We start from the raw sequence: 21,978 nt of genomic DNA on the forward strand, positions 1-21,978 counted from the left end.
GCATGGATCAGTCATTCACCATCCCCAAATTCCGCCTCCCCGGCTTCGTCGCCGCACTCGGTCGCAAGCTGCCACAATGGCCGCACGGGCTGGCGCTGGTCGCCGGTCTCAACGCTGCGTTGAAAATGAAGCTGCTGCCGATCGACGATCTGCAGGCACTGGAAGGCAAACGCTTCCGGGTCAGTGTGCACGACACCGGCGGGGTCGCCGACTTCAGCTACCGCGACGGCCTGTTCCGCCCGCTGTTCCGCGTTGAAGGCGAACCCGACCTGGCCTTCGCCGCCCATCTGTCGGCCTACCTGCAACTGCTGTCGCGGCAGGAAGACCCGGATACGCTGTTCTTCAACCGCGAACTCGAAATCACCGGCGATACCGAACTCGGCCTGCTGGTCAAAAACCTGCTTGATGCCGTCGAATGGCCGAAACTGCCGAGCCTGCCCAAGCTGCCGCTGCCGCACCGCTGAATCAATTGCCCCAGGCAAAAACGGGGATGACCACGGTCCACCGTGGTCATCCCCGTTTTTTGTCAGGCTTTCATCCCGGCCCTCAACCGGGGACAACCTCCTCGCTCTTCGCAGCGGCCGGCCAGCAGCATGAGCCGGCTCAAGCACAGCAGAAGACCTGTGCCATACCGATAGCTGGCGAGGGATACAATCTGCACAGCGGCCCTCATTCGCTACCGCCGCTCGCCAGAACCTTATTCACCCAGCGAAATCACCGCCGCATCCCCAGCCGCGAAAACCGGTAGCGGCCTGGCTGGAACCGAGCAGGAAACCTCTCCGGTCGCAACCAGACTAAGCACCTCTTCCGGCTCAACCGGAGTCGCCAGCCCTTGCACCAAGGGAGTGCCGTTCCGATAGACGCTGAGCCCGGCGGCCAGCGAACCGTCACCGCACAGGACCCGCCCGGAAAATGCCGGCCAGACCCGCCCGACTGCCTGCAGGACCTCACCCACCGTGGCACCGCTGGCGGTCACTTCATCGCGACCACCGGTTAGTGGCTTCAGCACCGGGGGAATGTGTACCGACAACACAGGATATTCACTCATCAGCATGATCAAGCTCCTGTCACCGAGAAACCTGCCGACCGGAAAACGCCGGCCGCCTGGGATTGGGCAAGCCGGGGGCCATGAAGTTCACGCAAAAAAGGGGAGGCCGCAGCCTCCCCTTTCAATCAACCGAGTGGGTATCGGTCAGGATGCCTTCTGTGCGTCGAGACGGAACTTGACGTAGGCGCCCGGCGCCGCTTCGACCACCGGCAGCTTGCCCTTGGCCGGGTCACGCGCGGGTACCTTGGCGTCGCCGCCGGGCAGTGCAGTCACCCACTGGTGCCAGTGGGTCCACCACGAACCTGGATGCTGGGTCGCGCCGGCCAGGAAGTCGTCCGGGCTTTCCGGCAGCTTGCCGTCGGTCGCATCGTTGACCCAGAAACCGTACTTGTTGGCTGCCGGCGGATTGACGATGCCGGCGATATGCCCGGAGCCGCCGAGCACGAACTTGGTCGGGCCGGACGGCAGGCGGGCACCCATGTAGGTGCTCTTCCACGGCGCGATGTGGTCTTCGACGGTAGAGATGAAGTAGCACGGGGTCTTGACCTTGCGAATGTCGATCGCCACGCCACCGAGGGTAACGCCGCCCGGATCCTTCAGCTTGTTCTCCAGGTACATGTTGCGCAGATAGAAGCTGTGCATCGCCTTCGGCATCCGGGTCGAGTCGGAGTTCCAGTAGAGCAGGTCGAACGGGAACGGATCCTTGCCCATCAGGTAGTTATTGACCACGAAGGACCAGATCAGATCGTTGGCACGCAGCATGTTGAAGGTGCCAGCCATTTCCGAGCCTTCGAGGAAGCCGCGCTTCTCCATCTTCTTCTCGAGACCCTCGATGGTGCCTTCGTCGAGGAAGACCGACAGTTCGCCCGGCTCGGAGAAATCGAGCATGGTGGTGAAGAAGGTGGCGGAATTGGCGCGCTTGTCCTTCTTGGCCGCCATGTAAGCCAGCGTCGACATGGTCAGCGTACCGCCGATGCAATAGGCCGCCAGGTTAACCGAATCCTCGCCGGTCTGGGCGCAGACCTGGGTAATTGCTTCGAGGGTGCCTTTCAGCATGTAATCCTCAAAGCCGATATCGGCCATGTTTTCGTCCGGATTGACCCAGGAAATGATGAAGGTGGTGTGGCCCTGATCGGTCGCCCACTTGACCATCGAGTTCTTGTCGCGCAGGTCCAGGATGTAGTACTTGTTGATCCACGGCGGGACAATCAGGAAGGGCTTCTTGTACTGCTCCGGCGTGGCGGGATCGTACTGGATCAACTGGAACAGTTCGTTCTGGTAAACCACCTTGCCCGGAGTGGTGGCAACGTTCTTGCCCATCTCGAAAGCCGAGGTGTCGGTCATCCGGATGCGCAACTGGCCGTCATCGCTGACGTCGTTGAGCAGGTTGTTGAGACCCTTGATCAGGTTCTGACCATGGCTCTTGACCGTCTCGCGGAAGACTTCCGGGTTGGTCAGCGCGAAGTTCGACGGGGACAGCGCGTCGATGTACTGGCGGGTAAAGAAATTGACCTTGTTCTGGGTCGCTTCGTCCAGGCCCTCGGTACCAGCAACGGTGTCATGGATGTGGCGGGCGGCGATCAGGTAGGACTGCTTGACGAAATCAAACAGGAAATGCTGTTCCCAGTCCTCGTCCTTGAAGCGCTTATCGCCCTTTTGCGGCACGGCGACCGGCTGGGCATGCGGCATGCCCATCATCTTCATCATCGAACCCTGCCACAGCGAGAAGTAATCCCACATCATGTTCATCTGCACCTGGGCCAGCTTGTACGGGTTGGCCATCAGCCGAGCCGACAAATCCATGAAGGCCTTGGCCACGCCCATTTCATCGGACGGGGTACTGACGCCTTCCTTGGACTTCTTTTCCATGAACTGGGTGATCAGACGCGAGGCGCGCTGGGCCACTTCGGCATAGGTCTTGGCCATTTCGGCCGGGTTGGGCAGATTGACGCCCTGTTCGGTTTGCTGCGACATACGTGTGAAACTCCCTCTGTTAGTGCTCAACGGACGGCGGTTGCGCCCGCGAATAACGAATCACCCCGTCGGCGTCAGTGCTGCGCGAAAGCCGACCTGCTTGCTCCAGATAGTTCAGATGGGCAATCGCTTCGCCCATCGCGAACATGGTTTGGTGTGTATCCAGTGGCCGATTGAACAATACTTCGAGCAATTCGGCTGCGCTCTGCGGCGCTTGTATGCAGCTATCCTCCAATGCGTGCAGTCGTTCTTGATGATGCTCGTGCAAGGCCGCGACCCGGGGCTGCACCCCCGCGAAGGGCAATCCGTGCGAGGGCAGGACCAGGGTTTGCGCCGGCAAACGCTGCGCCATCTGTGTCAGCGAATCGAGATACCAACGCAGGGCATCGGCATCCGGTGTCGCGGCAAAGACGCTGATATTGGTCGAAATCCTCGGCAAGAGCATGTCTCCTGAAATTAACACGTCAAGTTCTGCGCAGTAAAGCGCGACATGTTCAGGAGAGTGACCATAACCAATGATTATTTCCCAGCGATTTCCGTCTATCTGCAAATCATCGCCGGCCTTCAGTCGCTGGTAGTGATCGGGCAGTGCCGGCACCGCCCGCCGATAGCCGGAACCGCGCGTAGAAAATTTCTCCAGCCGTTCGCCGTGCAGGCCATGCTGGCGGAACTGTTCGCTCATGAAACGCGCGCCGTGGCCGCCGACATCGTGCCAGACTGCGTGGGCGGTCAGGAACTCACCGCTGCTCATCAGCAACTCGGCTCCGGTCCGGGCCTGCAACCAGGTTGCCAGACCAAGGTGATCAGGATGGAAATGCGTCGCGACCAAGCGGGTCACCGGCCCGTCGAGGTCGGCCAGAATTTGCTCCCACAAGCCGCGCACGCTGTCGTCGGCAAAGCCGGTATCGACCAGGGTCCAGCCGGCTCCGTCGCGGAGCAGCCAGAGGTTGATGTGATCGAGTTGGAACGGCAAAGGCATCCGCAGCCAGAAAATTCCGGGCGCGACTTCGATTCGTGTGCCAGGCGCTGGCGGCTCGGCGTAAGGATAAACCAGAGACATGAGGGAAGGCAGGCCGGGAAAGGCGGGAATCGGGGGCAAGCACGTTACCATACGGCAGCGGATTGAAAAAAGCCCCTGCTTCTGCTTAACTTGCCCGCCCACAGAGGAGACAACATTGAGCCCGACGGCCCCTACAACCCCGCCCGCAGCGACGGCAACCTTCGCCATTTCCGATCTTGCCCGGGAATTCGGGATCACTCCGCGCACCATCCGCTTCTGGGAAGACCAGGGCATCCTGGCTCCCGACCGCGAAGGCAACAAGCGGATTTTCACTCGCCGCGACCGGGCCCGCCTCAAGATGGCGCTGCGCGGCAAGCGCCTTGGCCTCAGCCTGGCCGAAATCAAGGACCTGATCGGGATGTACAACTCGACCGAGGACGAAACCCCGCAGTTGCTGCAGTGTCTGCGAGTCATGGAAAAACGCCGGCTTGCCCTGCAGCAGCAGCGCGAGGACATCGAAGCGATGCTCGCCGACATCGGGCAATTCGAATCGCTGTGCCGCGAGGAATTGACCCGTCGGCAAGGGCGCTGACTTTTTTACGCGGACAAGTTGACGTTAACGTCAACGTCAATACAATGGTGCCATGCTCACGCCCGCCAACCCCGACTTTGCCCAGCGCGTTCGCGACAGTTTTCAACTGCAAAACGCGATGCACCTGATTCAGGCTCGCCTGGAGCAGGTGACGCCCGGCAATGTGACCATTGTCCTGCCGCACTGGACCGGCGTCGAACAGCAGCACGGCTTCATCCACGGCGGCGTGGTCGGAATGATCGCCGATTCGGCCGCCGGCTATGCCGCGATGAGTCTGGTTTCTGCCGATGCCTCGGTGTTGACCGTGGAATACAAGCTGAACCTCGTCGCGCCCGCCGATGGCGACCGCCTGATTGCCCGGGGCAAGGTGGTACGACCGGGAAAAACCTTGAGCATTACCCAGGCAGAAGTCCTTGCCGAACGCAACGGACAGGAAATCCTCTGCGCCCTGATGCAGCAAACGATCATGGTCATGCGCGGCAAGAGCGAAAAGCCGGATCAGGCCGCCCGGACCAGCAAGCCACTAACAACTAATTAACACGGAGACAAACCCATGCATATTCCCAGCCTCGACTTTGGCCTCGGCGAAGATATCGCCGCCCTGCGCGATGCCGTCAAAGCCTTCGCAGACGCCGAAATCGCGCCACGCGCGGCCGAGATCGACCGCGTCAACGAGTTCCCCGCCGACCTCTGGCAGAAGTTCGGCGAGATGGGCCTGCTCGGCATGACCGCCCCCGAAGAATACGGCGGCACCAACATGGGCTACCTGGCCCACATCGTCGCGCTGGAAGAAATTTCGCGCGCCTCGGCCTCGGTCGGCCTGTCCTACGGCGCCCATTCCAACCTCTGCGTGAACCAGATTCGCCGCAACGGCAACGAAGCGCAGAAGCAGAAGTACCTGCCCAAGCTGATCTCCGGCGAACACGTCGGGGCGCTCGCCATGTCCGAGCCGAACGCCGGCTCCGACGTCGTCTCGATGAAACTCAAGGCCGAGAAGAAGGGCGACCGCTACGTGCTGAACGGCGCCAAGATGTGGATCACCAACGGCGGCGACGCCGACACCTTGGTGGTCTACGCCAAGACTGACATGGAAGCTGGCGCCAAGGGCATGACCGCCTTCATCGTCGAAAAGGGCATGAAGGGCTTTTCCCACGGCACCCACCTCGACAAGCTGGGCATGCGCGGCTCCAACACCTTCCCGCTCTTCTTCGACGACTGCGAAGTGCCGGAAGAAAACGTGCTCGGCGGGGTCGGCAACGGTACCAAGGTGCTGATGTCCGGTCTCGACTACGAACGCGCCGTGCTCTGCGGCGGCCCGCTCGGCATCATGGCGGCCTGTATGGATGTGGTCGTGCCCTACCTGCACGAGCGCAAGCAGTTCGGTCAGCCGATCGGTGACTTCCAGCTGATGCAGGGCAAGGTGGCCGACATGTACTCGACCTGGCAGGCCACCCGCGCCTACGTCTATGCCGTCGGCCGTGCCTGCGACACCGCCGACCACGCCCGCACCCTGCGCAAGGATGCCGCTGGCGCCATCCTCTACTCCGCCGAAAAGGCAACCTGGATGGCAGGCGAGGCGATCCAGACTCTGGGCGGCGTTGGCTACACCAACGAGTATCCGACCGGCCGCCTGTGGCGCGATGCCAAGCTTTACGAGATCGGCGCCGGCACCAGCGAAATCCGCCGCATGCTGATCGGCCGCGAACTGATGGCCGAGACACGGTGAATTCATAATTACCGGGACAGGTAAAATGACGGGATTGCGCCACCCCTGCAATCCCTGCCAACGCACTGCGACCCACCGGTTGCAGTGACCTCCCGGAGCCCTGACCGATGACGATCCATATCCGTACCCTCACAGCCAACGACACCGCAGCACTGGAACAAGTGCGCCAGTACTTCCGCAATTACGCGGCCTGGCTCGGGGTTGAACTGTGCTTCCAGAACTTCGACCAGGAAATGGCTTCGCTGCCCGGCGCCTATTCGGCACCGGCGGGTCGCCTGTTCTTTGCCGAGGTTGACGGACGCCCGGCCGGCTGCGTCGGGGTACGCCCCTTGCCGGAAAGCGATGGCCTGTGCGAGATGAAACGCCTGTACGTCTCGCCCGAAGCACGCGGACAGGGAATCGGCGCGGCGCTGGCGATGGCGGCGATCAAGGCAGCCAAGGAAATTGGCTATAAAAAGCTGATGCTCGACACCCTGCCCAACATGCGGATGGCGGTCAAACTCTACCGCGAACTGGGCTTTACCGAGGCCCCGGCCTATTACCAGACGCCAGCCGAAGGGACGATGTTCCTCGCCCTTGACCTGGAAAACTGGTCGGAAGAGGAAGTGCGCAGCGAAAACCTGTCGCACCTGTTCGACTTCAACCGTGCTTGGGCCGCCCGGATGCAGGATGCGGACCCCGATTACTTCAACCGCCTGGCCAAGATTCAAACACCCGAGTTCCTGTGGATCGGTTGTTCCGACTCGCGCGTCCCGGCCAACCAGATCGTCGGCCTGCTGCCAGGCGAGGTGTTTGTCCATCGCAACGTGGCCAACCTGGTCCTGCATACCGACCTCAACTGCCTGTCGGTGATCCAGTACGCAGTCGATGTACTCAAGGTCAAGCATGTCATGGTCGTCGGCCACTATGGCTGCGGCGGGGTGCTGGCGGCGCTCAACAAGTCGCGGGTCGGCATCGTCGACTTCTGGCTCGACAATGTGCAACGGGTACACGAAAAGCACCGCGAACAGGTCGCCCGTCTGCCGACCGAGAAGCAGCACGACCGGCTGTGCGAACTGAACGTCCTCGAACAAGTAGTCAGCCTGGCCAACACCCCGGTAGTCAAGGATGCCTGGGGGCGGAACCAGAAACTGACCATCCATGGCTGGATTTACGGCCTCAAGGACGGCCTGATGCATGACCTGGGAATTACCCTCGATTGCCCGGACGACCTCCCCGTACGCTACGACGCGGCGCTGAAAGCCCTCGAAGCCTGAACCGATTACTCATAACAAACCGTCAAGGAGAAAGCAGCATGAATGACCCTATCGTTATCGTTTCCGCCGCCCGCACCCCGATGGGTGCCTTCCAGGGCGCCTTCGCCGGCCTGACCGCACCGCAGCTGGGTGCTGCCGCGATCAAGGCCGCTGTCGAGCGCGCCGGGATTGACGCCAACCTGGTCAACGAAGTCCTGATGGGCTGCGTCCTGCCCGCCGGTCTCGGCCAGGCGCCGGTCCGCCAGGCCGCCCTGCTCGCCGGCCTGCCGCTGTCTGCCGGCTGTGCCATGGTGAGCAAGGTCTGCGGTTCCGGCATGAAGGCCACCATGGTCGGCCACGACGGCATCCTCGCCGGCTCGTCCGAGATCACCGTGGTTGGCGGCATGGAGTCGATGACCAACGCCCCCTACATGCTGCCCAAGGCCCGTGGCGGCTACCGCCTCGGCCACGGCCAGATGCTTGACCACATGTTCTTCGACGGCCTCGAAGATGCTTATTCCAAGGAAACCCGTGGCCGCCTGATGGGCACCTTCGCCGAAGAATGCGCAACCTCCTACAGCTTCACCCGTGAAGACCAGGACGCCTACGCGATCCGCTCGACCACCCGTGCCATCGAAGCCTCCAATAACGGTGCCTTCGCCTGGGAAATCGCTCCGGTCACCGTCGCCGGGCGCAAGGGCGATGTCGTGGTTGACAAGGACGAAGGCCCGTTCGCCGTCAATGTCGACAAGATTCCGACCCTCAAGCCGGCATTCAAGAAGGACGGCACCGTCACCGCCGCCAACTCTTCCTCGATCTCCGACGGCGCCGCCGCGCTGGTCCTGATGCGCGCCTCCAAGGCCGCCGAACTGGGCCTGCAGCCGATCGCCAAGATCGTCGGCCACACCACCAACGCCCACACCCCGGCCCTGTTCCCGACCGCACCGGTCGGCGCGATGCAGAAAATGCTGGCCAAGGCCGGGTGGACCGTGGGTGACGTCGATCTGTGGGAAATCAACGAAGCCTTCGCTGTCGTCACCATGGCCGCGCTGCACGACCTCAAGCTCGACCCGGCCAAGGTCAACGTCAATGGTGGTGCCTGCGCGCTGGGCCACCCAATCGGCGCTTCCGGTGCCCGCATCCTGGTCACCCTGCTCGGCGCGCTCAAGGCGCGTGGCGGCAAGCGTGGCGTCGCCTCACTGTGCATCGGCGGCGGCGAAGCCACCGCACTCGCCGTCGAGATGCTGTAACCACAGGATCGGGTTTTAGGATCGAGGGGTGACTGAAAGCCCGGGGTTCCCGCCAAGGCGGGAACCCCAGCGCTGGCAGCAACCCACGGAATCGGCCTCCCCGCCGCGCCGCAAGGCGCGCAAACCTCGACTGATCGCCAACGCCTGACCACTGGATTCTCATCATCATGATTCTCACCCAAGAACAGGAAATGATCCGCGACTCGATGCGCGCCTTCGCGCAGGAGCGCCTCGCCCCCTTCGCCGCCGAATGGGACAAGAACCACACTTTCCCGGCCGAGGCCCTCAAGGAACTCGGCGAACTCGGCGCCCTGGGCATGGTCGTGCCCGAGGAATGGGACGGCGCCGGCATGGATTACATGAGCCTGGTGCTGACCCTGGAAGAAATCGCCGCCGGCGACGGCGCCACCTCGACCATCGTTTCGGTGCAGAACTCGCTGGCCTGCGGCATCACCCAGAAATACGGCACCGATGCGCAGAAGGAAGAATGGCTGAAGCCGCTCGCCCGGGGCGAAAAGCTCGGCTGCTTCTGCCTGACCGAGCCACACACCGGCTCCGATGCCGCCGCGATCACCACCCGCGCTGACCGCGATGGCGACCACTTCGTGCTCAACGGCGTCAAGCAGTTCATCACCACTGGCAAGCACGCCCAGATGGCGATCGTCTTTGCAGTGACCGACAAGGCCGCCGGCAAGAAGGGGATTTCCTGCTTCCTGGTGCCGACCAATACTCCCGGCTTCATCGTCGGCCGCACTGAAGAGAAGATGGGTCAGCACGCTTCCGATACCGTGCAGATCATTCTTGAAGACTGCCGTGTTCCGGCCTCCGCGCTGCTCGGCAAGGAAGGCGAAGGCTACAAGATCGCCCTCTCCAATCTGGAAGCCGGCCGCATCGGCATCGCCGCCCAGAGCATCGGCATGGCCCGCGCCGCCTTTGAGGCCGCCGTTGCCTACGCCAAGGAGCGCGTCACTTTTGGCGTGCCGATCATCGACCACCAGGCGGTCAACTTCAAACTCGCCGACATGAACACCCTGCTCGACGCCGCCCGCCTGATGGTCTGGCGCGCCGCCCAGCTCAAGGATGCCGGCAAGCCCTGCCTGAAGGAAGCCTCGATGGCCAAGATGTTCGCCTCCGAAGCCGCCGAGAAGATCGCCTCCGACGCCATCCAGATCCACGGCGGTGTCGGCTACACCAGCGACTTCCCGGTCGAGCGCATCTACCGCGACGTGCGCATCTGCCAGATCTACGAAGGTGCCAACGACATCCAGCGCCTAGTGATCGGACGCAGCATCGCCGCCGAGTAACACCCCGCATTTCCACGGTCGACCGGCAACAAAGACAAAAATGCCGGCGACCGTACCCCTACCACGCACGAGGAGACAAGCATGAGTGCAAGCGCAACGCCCCCGCTCGACTTTTATTTCGATTTTTCCAGCCCCTACGGCTATCTGCTGGCCGAAAAAATCGACGCTGTTGCCGCCCGCCACGGGCGCACGGTGAACTGGCACCCGATCCTGCTCGGGGTCATCTTCCAGGCCACCGGTTCGCGGCCGCCAGTCGATGGCAACAGCGCCAAGTCGAAATACGTCTTCAATGATTTCGCGCGCTCGGCCCGCTTCATGGGCGTGCCGTACAACCCGCCGTCGCGCTTCCCGCTACCGACCCAGAACGCCGCCCGCGCCTTTTACTGGCTGCAGGGACAGGACGCCGCCCTCACCCGCCGCTTTGCGCTGGCCGTCTATCGCGCCTTCTTCGTCGCCGACCGCGACATTTCCGCCCCCGAGGTGGTACTGGAAATTGCTGCCGAACAAGGGGTTGACCGCGAACAACTCGCCGCCGCGCTGCAAAGCCCGGAGATCAAGGCACTGCTCAAGGGCGCCTGCGAACAGGCCCTGGCTGCCGGCGTCTTCGGCTCGCCGCACCTGATCGTCGACGGCGAACACTTCTTCGGCGCCGACCGCCTGCCGCAAATCGAGCAATGGCTGGCCAGCGGCGGTTTCTGAACGTTTTTATCCACCGCCTTCAATCATTCCGCCTCCCTGATGAAATCAATTTGCGTCTTCTGCGGCTCCAATGCCGGTCACAACCCGCGCTATCGTGAGACCGCCGAACAACTCGGCCGCCTGCTCGCCGCGCGCGGCATCGAACTGGTCTATGGCGCCGGCAATATCGGCCTGATGGGCGCAGTTGCCGATGCCTGCCTGGGCGCGGGCGGCGCGGTCACCGGAATCATCCCGGAAGCGCTGATGGGCAAGGAGGTCGCCGGGCGTGCGGTCGATCATCGGGCGCTGACCCGGATCGAAGTGGTCGACTCGATGCACACGCGCAAGGCGCGGATGGCCGAGCTGTCCGACGGTTTCATCGCCCTGCCCGGGGGCTTCGGCACTTTCGAGGAATTCTGCGAAATCCTGACCTGGGGGCAACTCGGCTTTCATCGCAAGCCGATGGGCCTGCTCAACGTCAATGGTTTCTACGACCCGCTACTGGCGATGTTCGACCGCGCCGTCGCCGACGGTTTCCTGCGCCCGCAAAACCGGGCGATGGCGCTGTGCAGCGACGAGATCGAGGATTTGCTGGCGCAAATGGCCGCTTACCAGCCGGAGCCGGTCGACAAGTGGCTGAAAGAGGAAAAGCAGTTGTAAAGCGTAAAAAAGGATCGAGTTGCCCAGGGGCTTGAGCGGTCAGCGAAGCCACTCAAACCCCTGGGCGACCAGGCAACTCATAACTAGGAAGAGACATGACAACACTCAAATCGCAACTCAACCCGCGCAGCGCCGATTTCCAGGCCAACGCCACGGCCATGCGGTCCCTGGTCGACGACCTCAACGAACAGGTCGAAAAAATCGCCCTCGGCGGCCCCGAAGCGGCGCGCCAGAAACATCTGGCACGCGGCAAGCTGCTGCCGCGCGAGCGGGTCAATGGCCTGCTCGACCCCGGCACGCCTTTCCTCGAAATCGGCCAGTTCGCGGCCTACGGCATGTACGGCGGCGATGTGCCGGCGGCGTCGATGATCGCCGGCATCGGCCGCGTCGAAGGCGTCGAGTGCATGATCGTCGCCAACGATGCGACGGTGAAAGGCGGCACCTACTACCCGCTCACCGTGAAAAAGCACCTGCGGGCGCAGGAAATCGCGCTGGAAAACCGCCTGCCCTGTATCTACCTGGTCGACTCCGGCGGTGCCTTCCTGCCGCTGCAGGACGAAGTTTTCCCGGACAAGGAACACTTCGGCCGCATCTTCTTCAACCAGGCCAACCTGTCGGCCAAGGGCATTCCGCAGATCGCGGCGGTGATGGGCTCCTGTACCGCTGGCGGCGCCTACGTGCCGGCGATGTGTGACGAGTCGATCATCGTCAAGAACCAGGGCACCATCTTCCTCGGCGGCCCGCCGCTGGTTAAGGCCGCCACCGGTGAAATCGTCTCCGCCGAAGACCTCGGCGGCGCCGACGTACACACCCGGATTTCCGGCGTCGCCGACCACCTCGCCGAAAACGATGCGCACGCGCTGGCGATTGCCCGCAGCATCGTCCGCAACCTGAACTGGAAAAAGGCGCCGCCGGTCGCGCTGAGCCTGCCGGCCGAGCCGCTCTACGCCGCCGACGAGCTCTACGGGGTAATCCCGACCGACGCCAAGAAACCCTTCGACGTGCGCGAAATCATCGCCCGCGTCGTAGACGGCTCCGACTTCGACGAATTCAAGGCCCGCTACGGCACGACGCTGGTCTGCGGCTTCGCCAAAATCTGGGGCTATCCGGTCGGGATCGTCGCCAACAACGGCATCCTGTTCTCCGAATCGGCGCAGAAAGGCGCGCACTTCATCGAACTCTGCGCCCAGCGCGGGATTCCGCTGGTCTTCCTGCAGAACATCACCGGCTTCATGGTCGGCAAGAAGTACGAAAACGGCGGCATCGCCCGCGACGGCGCCAAGATGGTCACCGCCGTCGCCACCGCCAAGGTGCCGAAATTCACCGTCGTCATCGGCGGCAGCTTCGGCGCCGGCAACTACGGCATGTGCGGCCGCGCCTACAGCCCGCGCTTCCTGTGGATGTGGCCGAACTCCCGGATCTCGGTGATGGGTGGTGAACAAGCCGCCGGCGTGCTGGCCACGGTCAAGCGCGACGGGCTGGAAGCCGCCGGCAAGACCTGGAGCGCCGACGAAGAAGCCGCCTTCAAGGCGCCGATCCGGGAACAATACGAACAACAGGGCCACCCCTACTACGCCAGCGCCCGCCTCTGGGACGATGGCATCATCGACCCCGCCGACACCCGGCGGGTACTCGGTCTGGGGCTGTCGGCGGCGATGAATGCGCCGGCGGAAGAAACCAAGTTCGGCGTGTTCCGGATGTAATGGTGCGCTACTTGCCTGCTGCCTTGCCGGCAGCCTCCGCTGTGCCTGAGACTGGTTTTGCTGCCTTGATGGTGGCAGAACCGGTGGGGCTGGCTTTGCCGATGGCAGATCGGGCCGAGTTCGGGTTTATCGCGGCGGGTCGATCAGGTTTCGCTTTGGCGGTGGCTGACCGGCCTGTTTCCACCTTGACGGCGGTTGCTCGGCCGGATTTCGCCTTGACGGCAGCTGGTCGGGCAAGTTTCGCCTTGACGGCGCCTCACTTTCTTTTGCTTCGCCAAAAGAAAGTGAGCAAAGAAAAGGCGACCCCAGGCTACGCGGTCGGCTGCGCCGACTGCCCTGCGCTGCTCGGCAGTCCGGGCGGCTGGCTAAACTCGCCCCTGCGGGGCTCAAACACCGCCAGCCGAAATCCCCCGGCCCGCCTGCGCTGCTCGGCGCTCCACATGGGGCCGAAAGGCGTCGCGGCGGAAAAGTTGGAGCAAAAACCGACGCCGACTGATTTTTACGGTCGACCGGCAAAAACGTCATTTTCTACAGTCGACCGTGAATTCGAGACGTTTTTCCCCCTGCCCTCTGCGGCGTCGAGCAGCGCAGGACGGGCGGGGGATTTCGGTTCGCATTGTTTGAGCCGTAGGCGAGTTCATGCGAACCGCCCGCTCGTCCGAGCAGCGCAGAGCACCCGGCGTAGCCGGGCGCCGCAGCGGGCGCGCCTTTTCTTTGGCTACTTTCTTTTGGCAAGACAAAAGAAAGTATGCCCGCGCGTCAGGCGCGGAAACCAGCCCCTGCAAGGAAAAACAACCCGCCAGCAGGCAAAACCCACCCCCGAAACCCAGAATTTTCACGGTCGACCGTGAAAACCAAGATTTCCCCAAAAACACAACAGCAAGAATTACGGAGACACCATGACCACTACGTACCAAACACTGGAAATCGAAACCGCGAATCAGGTCGCGACGATCTGGATGAATCGTCCCGACGTGCATAACGCGTTCGACGAGGCCTTGATCGGCGAGCTGACTGCCGCCTGCCTCGAACTCGACAAGGATGCGAGCGTTCGCGTTGTCGTCCTCGCCGGGCGCGGCAAGAGCTTTTCCGCTGGCGCCGACCTCAACTGGATGAAGCGCGCCGCGAATAACGGCGTCGATGAAAACCTCAACGACGCCCGCGCGCTGGCACGCATGCTGCGCGTGCTGGCCGAGATGAAGAAGCCGACCATTGCCCGCGTGCAAGGCGCGGCCCTCGGCGGCGGCACCGGCCTGACCGCCGCCTGCGACATCGCGGTGGCGTCGACCAAGGCGGTGTTCGCGACCTCCGAGGTCAAGTTCGGGATCATCCCGTCGGCGATTTCGCCCTACGTCGTGCGCGCCATCGGCGCCCGTCAGGCTTACCGTTACTTCCAGTCGGCCGAGCGCATCGACGCCGCCCGCGCCCGTGAAATCGGGCTGGTGCACGAAGCGGTCGAGCCCGAACAGCTCGACGCCAAGGTCCAGGAAATCGTCGCCGCGCTGCTGCAGGGCGGCCCCTGCGCCCAAGCAGCGGCCAAGGATCTGATCCGCGCCGTCGATAACCAGCCGATCAACGACAACGTGGTTGAAGACACCGCCCACCGCATCGCCCACCTGCGCGCCACGCCGGAAGCCAGGGATGGCATCTCGGCCTTCCTCGACAAACGCAATCCGGGCTGGATCGCCTGAGCAGGAGAGAAAAAATGTTCACCAAGATTCTGATTGCCAACCGTGGCGAGATTGCTTGCCGCGTGATCAAGACGGCCCGCCGCATGGGCATCCGCACCGTCGCCGTTTATTCCGAAGCCGACGCCAACGCCCGCCACGTGCGCCTGGCCGATGAGGCGGTGCTGCTCGGGCCGGCTGCCGCGCGCGAGTCCTATCTGGTCGCCGACAAGATCATCGACGCCTGCAAGCGCACCGGCGCCCAGGCGGTGCATCCGGGCTACGGCTTCCTCTCCGAAAATGAGGAATTTGCCGAAGCGCTCGCCGCCAATGGCATCACCTTCATCGGCCCGCCGGCTTCGGCAATCCGCGCCATGGGCTCGAAGTCCGAAGCCAAGAAACTGATGGGCGCCGCCAGCGTGCCGCTGACTCCGGGCTACCACGGCGACGACCAGACCCCGACCTTGCTGCACCGGGAAGCCGACCAGATCGGCTACCCGGTGCTGATCAAGGCCGCTGCCGGCGGCGGCGGCAAGGGCATGCGCCTGGTTGAAAAATCCGAAGACTTCCTCGACGCGCTGGCTTCGTGCAAACGCGAGGCAATTTCCAGCTTCGGCGACGACCACGTGCTGATCGAGAAGTACATCACCAAGCCGCGCCACATCGAAATCCAGGTCTTTGCCGACACCCTCGGTAACTGTGTTTACCTGTTCGAGCGCGACTGCTCGGTGCAGCGCCGCCATCAGAAGGTGCTGGAAGAAGCCCCGGCCCCCGGCATGCCGGAAGAGCGCCGTCGCCAGATGGGCGAAGCCGCCGTTGCGGCGGCCAAGGCGGTCGGCTACGTCGGCGCCGGCACGGTCGAGTTCATCGCCATGCAGGACGGCACCTTCTACTTCATGGAGATGAACACCCGCCTGCAGGTCGAGCACCCGGTCACCGAAATGATCACCGGGCAGGATCTGGTCGAATGGCAATTGCGCGTCGCCTCCGGCCAGCCGCTGCCGCTCAAGCAGGAACAGCTGGAAATCCGTGGTCACGCGCTGGAAGCGCGGATTTACGCCGAAGACGCCAACAAGGGCTTCCTGCCCGCCACCGGCCGCCTGATCCGCCTGGCGCCGCCGGCCGAATCGCTGAACGTGCGGGTCGATACCGGGGTCGAGGAAGGCGACGAAATCACCCCCTTCTACGACCCGATGATCGCCAAGCTGATTGTCTGGGACGAAACCCGCGACGGTGCCTTGGCGCGCATGCGCAAGGCGCTGGCCGATTACCAGGTGGCCGGCCTGACCACCAATATCGACTTCCTGTCGCGGCTGGTCGCCTGCCCGGCTTTTGCCGGCGCCGACCTCGACACCGGCCTGATCGAACGCCAGAAGGACTTCCTGTTCCCGGAAATCCAGCCGGTGCCGCGCGATGCGCTGCTGGTCGCCACCGTCGGCGAACTGCTGTGGGAACAGCACGCCGCCAAGGCCGCCGCCAAGCAGAGCGGCGACCCGCACTCCCCCTGGCACGCCCGCGACGGCTGGCGGATGAACCTGTCGGCCGCGCGCACCATCAGCTTCAAGGACGGCGAGACGCTGGTTGAAGCGCAGGTCGGCTATCGCCGTGACAGCTGGAAAATTACCCTCAACGGCGAGTCGACCGTGGCGCGCGGCAAAAAGCTCGAAGGCGACCGTTTTGCCGTCGAACTCGACGACCGCCGGCTGATCGCCTCGGTGGTCGCGGTCGACGACAAGCGCAACGTCTTCCTGCACGGCGCCACCTGGACCCTGCTGCGCGACGATCCGCTGCACCGCGTCGATGCCGGCGACAGCCACGGCGGCGGCCTGACCGCGCCGATGCCGGGCAAGATCGTCACCCTGCTCGCACAGCCCGGCCAGAAGGTCGACAAGGGCACGCCGCTGCTGATTCTCGAAGCGATGAAGATGGAGCACACCATCACCGCCCCCGCCGCCGGCACCGTCAAGGCCTTCTGCTACGCCGCCGGCGAGCAGGTCAGCGACGGCGCACCGCTGGTCGAGTTCGAAGCGACTGCCTGAAACTGAACCCGGCGCCCGGCCGATCCGGGCGCCGATCACTACCGACTTCTGCTGCACCACACCACCCCGGAAGAGGGTGTGAGGAGACAAACCCATGCAAGCACAGTACAGCTACGTCCACGGGGCGAGCCAACAGCCGCTCATCGGCGCCACCATCGGCGACCATTTCGACGCCATCTGCCAGCAATACGCCAGCCGCGAGGCTCTGGTCGTCCGCCACCAGCAGGCCCGGCTGAGCTACGCCCAGCTCAAGGAAGCCGTTGATAACCTGGCCTGCGGCCTGCGCCGCCTCGGCCTGCAGCCTGGCGACCGGATCGGCATCTGGTCGCAGAACAACCTCGAATGGGTGCTGACCCAGTTCGCCACCGCCAAGGCCGGCCTGGTCCAGGTCAATATCAACCCGGCCTACCGCCGCGCCGAACTCGAATACGCGCTGAACAAGGTCGGCTGCCGGGCACTGATCCTGGCCCCCAGCTTCAAGAGCAGCAATTACCTGGAAATGCTGCAGGATCTGGCCCCGGAACTGGCCTCTGCCGCCCCCGGCGCGGCGCGTTGCGCCCGCCTGCCGCAGCTCGAATGGGCAATCCGCCTGGGCAGCGAAAAGACCCCCGGCCTGCTCAATTTCGACGAACTGCGCCGCCCGGCCAGCCGCGCCGAACTCAACGACCTTGCCGAACTGGCGCTGCAACTGCAGTTCGACGACGCGATCAACATCCAGTTCACCTCCGGTACCACCGGCTCGCCCAAGGGCGCGACGCTGACCCACCACAACGTGCTCAACAACGGTTTCTTCGTCGGCGAGGCGATGCGCCTGACGCCGCAGGACCGCCTGTGCATCCCGGTGCCTTTCTACCACTGCTTCGGCATGGTCCTCGGCAACCTCGCCGCACTCACCCACGGCGCAGCGATGGTGATTCCGGCCGAAGGCTTCGACCCGCTGTCCACGCTGCAAACTGTCGCCGAAGAGAAGTGCACGGCACTGCACGGGGTGCCGACCATGTTCATCGCCATGCTCGACCACCCGGAATTCAAATCCTTCGCGCTCGACACGCTGCGCACCGGAATCATGGCCGGCAGCCCCTGCCCGATCGAGGTGATGAAGCGGGTGATTGGCGAAATGAACATGCATGAAGTAACCATCGCCTACGGCATGACCGAAACCTCACCGGTCTCGTTCCAGAGCTCGACCAGCGACCCGGTCGAGCGCCGGGTCTCGACGGTTGGCCGCGTCCAGCCGCACATTGAAGTCAAAATCGTCGATACCGACGGCCGCATCGTGCCGCGCGGCCAGCCCGGGGAACTGCTGACCCGGGGCTATTCGGTGATGCTCGGTTACTGGGGCGACGAAGCCAAGACCGCCGAAGCCATCGACCAGAACGGCTGGATGCACACCGGCGACCTGGCGACCATCGACGACGAGGGCTATTGCAACATCGTCGGCCGGCTCAAGGACATGGTGATTCGTGGCGGCGAGAACATCTACCCGCGCGAGATCGAGGAATTCCTCTACCGCCACCCGAAAATCCAGGACGTGCAGGTGGTCGGCATTCCCGACCACAAGTACGGCGAGGAACTCTGCGCCTGGATCATCCTGAAACCCGGCCAGAACTGCAGCGAACAGGACATCCGCGACTTCTGCCAGGGCCAGATCGCGCATTACAAGGTGCCGCGCCACCTGCGTTTCGTCGATAATTTCCCGATGACCATCACCGGCAAGATCCAGAAGTTCATGATCCGCCAGCAGATGAAATCCGAACTCAAACTTGAGGAAGAGGCCCACGCATGAGCTATCCGCAACGCGTCAAGATCGTCGAAGTCGGCCCACGCGACGGCCTGCAGAATGAAAAACAGGTAGTCCCGACCGAGATCAAGATCGAGCTGATCAACCGCCTCGCCGCCGCCGGCGTGCCGGTGATCGAGGCCACCTCCTTCGTCTCGCCGAAATGGGTGCCGCAGATGGGCGACAACATCGCCGTGCTCGCTGGCATCCGCCGCCAGCCAGGCGTCACCTACACCGCGCTGACCCCCAACCTGCAGGGCTTCGACGGCGCGGTCGTGGCCAAGGCCGACGAGGTGGCGATCTTCGGCGCCGCCTCCGAGGCCTTTTCGCAGAAGAACATCAATTGCTCGATTGCCGAAAGCCTCAAGCGCTTCGAACCGGTGGTGTCCGCCGCCTCGGCGCTGGAAATCCCGGTGCGCGGCTATGTTTCCTGTGTCGTCGGCTGCCCGTACGAAGGCGCGGTGGCGCCGGAAAAGGTCGCGCAGGTGGCCAAGACACTGTACGAAATGGGCTGCTACGAGGTTTCGCTCGGCGATACCGTCGGCGTCGGCAATCCCGACTCGATCCGCCGCATGCTCGACGCCTGCGCCCGCGTGGTGCCGCTGGAGAAACTCGCCGGCCACTACCACGACACCTACGGGATGGCGATAGCCAACGTCCATGCCTCGCTGGAAATGGGACTGGCGGTATTCGACGCCTCGGTCGCCGGGCTGGGTGGCTGCCCCTACGCCAAGGGTGCCTCCGGCAACGTCGCCACCGAGGACGTGGTGTACCTGCTGCACGGGCTGGGCATTGCAACCGGCATCGATCTGGCTAAACTGGCAGCAGTCGGCGACTGGATTTCCAGCGCCATCAACCGCCCCAACGGCGCCAAGGCCGGTCGGGCGATTTGCCTGAATAGCGCCTGACCCGAGCCGAGCCCGCACCCGCGTGAGTTTCTTTTCCGCCGTTTCCGAGTTGCTGCACCCGGCACCGCCGCCTTCGCCGCCGGTGCAGCAAGTGCTCGACCGGGTTGCCGAAGTGGTGGCGCCGATCCTCAAGGCCGACCCGGCCTTCGAGCGCCATCTCGCGGCGCCGGTCGAATACGCCCTCGGTTATTGCGACGGCTTGATCGCCGGCCTGCCCGGGCCGGTCGAGATCAGCCACCACGCCTTTGCCGCCGATCCGCTGGTGCATGCGCTGTTCGCCACCGCCGACGACATTTCGCAAATGCTCGGGCGCAGCCAGGCGGTGCGCGACTACCTCGCCGATCCGGCCTGCTACGCCAGTGACCACTTCTACGCGCTATTCGCCGCCCGCCGCCACGAAAAACGGCAACTGGGGATGAGCGTCCAGGGCGATCTGGTGCAAACCGAAGTCCCGCAACGGGTCCTCTACTTCGCCGACCAGACCCTGGTCGAACCCAGTTGCTCGTTGGAGCAGACCCTGCGCAAACTGCACCTGCGGGCCATCGACAGCCTGTTGCTGAGTTTTCACGACCACGTCGAAGCCTTACGTTCCGAACGCGAGGGACTGCGCTCCGATCTCTCGGTCGAACGCGCCCACCTGACCGTGCTCAAGGGCGCAACTGCCGGTCCGGCATACACGGTGCATACCCGCCATATCGACGAAATCGACACGCAACTACGCCGCGCCGCCGCCGCGCTGCAGCCGGAAAACCTGGTCAATGCGCTGGCCGAGTTCCTGCACACGCCGGAAGCCTCGCTCAACCTGACCCCGGTCAGTATCAGCATCGACCGGATGGGCGTGGTCAGCGATACCGGCAACGGCAGCGATGTGCACACGATCAATTTCCCGGAACTCAACGCCCGCGACCGGCGTCATTATCTGGTGATGCTCGCCCGTGTCGACCGCGAGGAAGCCCGTGCCGCCGTCGAACGGGTCCGCGACCAGCAGCATCGCTTCATGCTGATCTGAAGCACGGTTTTCACGGTCAACCCGGTTTTTTTGCCTTTTTCCCCCAATGAGTTCTCCCTTGAGTTCTGCCTCCATTCCCTCCCCCTGCATCAACGTCTGCCGGATGGACCCGCTCAGTCAGTTGTGCAGCGGCTGTTTCCGCAGCCTTGAAGAAATCGCCGGCTGGGCCGCCGCCAGCAACCCCGAGCGGGTCGCCATCCTCGCTCGCGTCACCAGCCGCCGTCTGGCCAGCGACCAGAACGAGGTGCCGCATGGCTGACGGACAGGACGATTACCTCTGCGTCGGTGTCTGCATGGCCGACCCCGACTCCGGCTACTGCCTCGGCTGCGGCCGGCCGCCGCTGGGCGAACCGGAAATCGTGGCCGAAGCCGTCGCCCGCCCGGTCGATCCGTTGCCGCCGGGCGGCGACCCCGACACGCCGCCATGAATCCACCACTGCCCGCCGACCTGATCGTCCTCGAACGCGGCTGGCTGTCGGCCAACAACGTCGTCTGCCTGGAAGGCGACACGGCCAGCGTGATTGACAGTGGTTATGTCAGCCACGCCGAACAGACGGTTGCCCTGGTCGGCCATGCGCTCGCCGGCCGCCGCCTGCGGCAAGTGGTCAATACCCACATCCATTCCGACCACATCGGTGGCAACGCGGCGCTGCAGGCCGTCTTTGATTGCGCGCTGGTGGTCCCGGACGGGGCGGCAGCGGCGGTTGCCGAATGGAACGAGGAAGCCCTGCTGCTCAGCCCTTTACGCCAGCAGGGGGCACGCTTCCAGCCCTCGGCGACGCTGGCCGCCGGCAGCACGCTGACGCTCGGCGAACGCGAGTGGCAGGTACTGGGCGTTCCTGGCCACGATAATGATGCGCTGGCTTTTTTCGACCCGGTAGGCGGGATCCTGATCGCCGGCGATGCGCTTTGGGAAAACGGCTTCGGCCTGATTTTCCCGACCCTGCTCGGCAGCGAAGATGGCCTCACCGCGACCCGTGAAACGCTGGAAATGCTCGGCCGGCTGCCGCTGCGTCTGGTCATTCCCGGCCACGGCCGGCCCTTTGCCGATGCCACCGGCGCGATTGAACGCGGCCTGCAGCGCCTGACGCGGATCGAGAACGACGGCGAAGGCCTGGCCTGGCACGGCATCCGCACCATCGCCTCGTTTGCGCTGCTGGAAAAACAGCGCTTGCCGGCAGACGAGTTTCACGCCCTGATCGCGACCCTGCCCTTCACCACGACGGTCAATCAGCGCTTTCTGCAACGGACTCCGGACGAAATCGCCCGCCGCTGCGTGGACGACCTGCTGCGCAGCGGCGCGATCCGCCTGACTCACGGCTGGATCGAGGCCGCCCACTGAGCGCGGGCGGCACAGCCGGTTTCGCAATTGGCCGCACGATGGACCCAACACGGGCCGCACGAC

22 protein-coding genes are annotated in these 21,978 nt (G+C 63.9%); 19 read left to right on the forward strand and 3 right to left on the reverse strand.

All coding sequences use genetic code 11. The features are described 5' to 3' along the window. Positions 1-2: 2 nt before the first annotated feature. The gene (locus tag VX159_RS15685; protein ID WP_371323807.1) at positions 3-464 is read left to right on the forward strand and encodes an SCP2 domain-containing protein; all 462 of its coding nucleotides are present in this window, start codon (positions 3-5) and stop codon (positions 462-464) included. Between the two features lie 233 nt (positions 465-697). Here the strand turns inward: VX159_RS15685 and VX159_RS15690 are convergent, their stop codons facing one another. The 3 genes from VX159_RS15690 to VX159_RS15700 form a co-directional block, all read right to left on the reverse strand. Continuing rightward, positions 698-1,048, reverse strand: coding sequence for a hypothetical protein (locus tag VX159_RS15690; protein ID WP_371323808.1), 351 nt, complete (start codon positions 1,046-1,048; stop codon positions 698-700). Positions 1,049-1,192: 144 nt separating this feature from the next. Further along, a complete protein-coding gene (locus VX159_RS15695; RefSeq protein WP_371323809.1) occupies positions 1,193-3,022 on the reverse strand; it encodes a PHA/PHB synthase family protein in 1,830 nt (609 codons plus the stop codon). Between the two features lie 19 nt (positions 3,023-3,041). After that, positions 3,042-4,082 (reverse strand): MBL fold metallo-hydrolase, encoded by a 1,041-nt coding sequence (locus VX159_RS15700; protein WP_371323810.1) that lies wholly within the window; start codon positions 4,080-4,082, stop codon positions 3,042-3,044. A 115-nt stretch (positions 4,083-4,197) separates the two neighbouring features. Here VX159_RS15700 and VX159_RS15705 point away from each other — a divergent pair, with 115 nt between their 5' ends. The 18 genes from VX159_RS15705 (at position 4,198) to VX159_RS15790 (ending at position 21,915) form a co-directional block, all read left to right on the forward strand. Then, a complete protein-coding gene (locus VX159_RS15705) occupies positions 4,198-4,614 on the forward strand; it encodes a MerR family DNA-binding transcriptional regulator (RefSeq protein WP_371323811.1) in 417 nt (138 codons plus the stop codon). Between the two features lie 52 nt (positions 4,615-4,666). Then, entirely contained in the window at positions 4,667-5,152 is a 486-nt protein-coding gene (locus VX159_RS15710) for a PaaI family thioesterase (RefSeq protein ID WP_371323812.1), read from the forward strand. A gap of 15 nt (positions 5,153-5,167) precedes the next feature. Beyond that, positions 5,168-6,340, forward strand: coding sequence for an isovaleryl-CoA dehydrogenase (locus tag VX159_RS15715; protein ID WP_371323813.1), 1,173 nt, complete (start codon positions 5,168-5,170; stop codon positions 6,338-6,340). A gap of 107 nt (positions 6,341-6,447) precedes the next feature. Next, a complete protein-coding gene (gene can, locus VX159_RS15720; protein ID WP_371323814.1) occupies positions 6,448-7,596 on the forward strand; it encodes a carbonate dehydratase in 1,149 nt (382 codons plus the stop codon). Positions 7,597-7,634: 38 nt separating this feature from the next. Continuing rightward, positions 7,635-8,825: an acetyl-CoA C-acyltransferase gene (locus VX159_RS15725; RefSeq protein WP_371323815.1), complete on the forward strand. Its 1,191-nt coding sequence runs from the start codon at positions 7,635-7,637 to the stop codon at positions 8,823-8,825. Between the two features lie 167 nt (positions 8,826-8,992). After that, positions 8,993-10,129 carry an acyl-CoA dehydrogenase family protein gene (locus VX159_RS15730; protein ID WP_371323816.1) on the forward strand — a complete coding sequence of 379 codons (1,137 nt, stop codon included), beginning with the start codon at positions 8,993-8,995 and terminating at the stop codon, positions 10,127-10,129. Positions 10,130-10,210: 81 nt separating this feature from the next. Next, positions 10,211-10,828, forward strand: a complete 618-nt coding sequence (locus VX159_RS15735) for a 2-hydroxychromene-2-carboxylate isomerase (protein WP_371323817.1) — start codon at positions 10,211-10,213, stop codon at positions 10,826-10,828. A 39-nt stretch (positions 10,829-10,867) separates the two neighbouring features. Then, on the forward strand, positions 10,868-11,467 hold the full coding sequence (locus VX159_RS15740) for a TIGR00730 family Rossman fold protein (RefSeq protein WP_371323818.1): 600 nt from the start codon (positions 10,868-10,870) through the stop codon (positions 11,465-11,467). 95 nt (positions 11,468-11,562) lie between these two features. Continuing rightward, entirely contained in the window at positions 11,563-13,170 is a 1,608-nt protein-coding gene (locus VX159_RS15745) for a carboxyl transferase domain-containing protein (RefSeq protein WP_371323819.1), read from the forward strand. After that, the gene (locus VX159_RS15750; protein WP_371323820.1) at positions 13,170-14,021 is read left to right on the forward strand and encodes a hypothetical protein; all 852 of its coding nucleotides are present in this window, start codon (positions 13,170-13,172) and stop codon (positions 14,019-14,021) included. Before VX159_RS15745 ends, VX159_RS15750 begins: the two co-directional genes overlap by 1 nt. A gap of 48 nt (positions 14,022-14,069) precedes the next feature. Then, entirely contained in the window at positions 14,070-14,861 is a 792-nt protein-coding gene (locus VX159_RS15755; protein WP_371323821.1) for an enoyl-CoA hydratase/isomerase family protein, read from the forward strand. Positions 14,862-14,875: 14 nt separating this feature from the next. Further along, positions 14,876-16,876 carry an acetyl-CoA carboxylase biotin carboxylase subunit gene (locus VX159_RS15760; RefSeq protein WP_371323822.1) on the forward strand — a complete coding sequence of 667 codons (2,001 nt, stop codon included), beginning with the start codon at positions 14,876-14,878 and terminating at the stop codon, positions 16,874-16,876. Between the two features lie 94 nt (positions 16,877-16,970). Further along, positions 16,971-18,662, forward strand: a complete 1,692-nt coding sequence (locus VX159_RS15765) for an AMP-binding protein (protein WP_371323823.1) — start codon at positions 16,971-16,973, stop codon at positions 18,660-18,662. Beyond that, complete coding sequence (locus VX159_RS15770; RefSeq protein ID WP_371323824.1) at positions 18,659-19,564, forward strand: hydroxymethylglutaryl-CoA lyase; 906 nt, start codon at positions 18,659-18,661, stop codon at positions 19,562-19,564. Before VX159_RS15765 ends, VX159_RS15770 begins: the two co-directional genes overlap by 4 nt. Before the next feature lie 22 nt (positions 19,565-19,586). Further along, entirely contained in the window at positions 19,587-20,573 is a 987-nt protein-coding gene (locus VX159_RS15775) for a hypothetical protein (RefSeq protein ID WP_371323825.1), read from the forward strand. A 58-nt stretch (positions 20,574-20,631) separates the two neighbouring features. Then, a complete protein-coding gene (locus tag VX159_RS15780; protein ID WP_371323826.1) occupies positions 20,632-20,832 on the forward strand; it encodes a DUF1289 domain-containing protein in 201 nt (66 codons plus the stop codon). Then, positions 20,825-21,001: a DUF1289 domain-containing protein gene (locus VX159_RS15785; RefSeq protein ID WP_371323827.1), complete on the forward strand. Its 177-nt coding sequence runs from the start codon at positions 20,825-20,827 to the stop codon at positions 20,999-21,001. Before VX159_RS15780 ends, VX159_RS15785 begins: the two co-directional genes overlap by 8 nt. Continuing rightward, positions 20,998-21,915, forward strand: coding sequence for an MBL fold metallo-hydrolase (locus VX159_RS15790; protein WP_371323828.1), 918 nt, complete (start codon positions 20,998-21,000; stop codon positions 21,913-21,915). Before VX159_RS15785 ends, VX159_RS15790 begins: the two co-directional genes overlap by 4 nt. Positions 21,916-21,978 lie beyond the last annotated feature (63 nt).

The sequence above is a fragment of the Dechloromonas sp. ZY10 genome, assembly GCF_041378895.1.
In the GTDB taxonomy this organism is placed as follows: Bacteria; Pseudomonadota; Gammaproteobacteria; order Burkholderiales; family Rhodocyclaceae; genus Azonexus; species Azonexus aquae.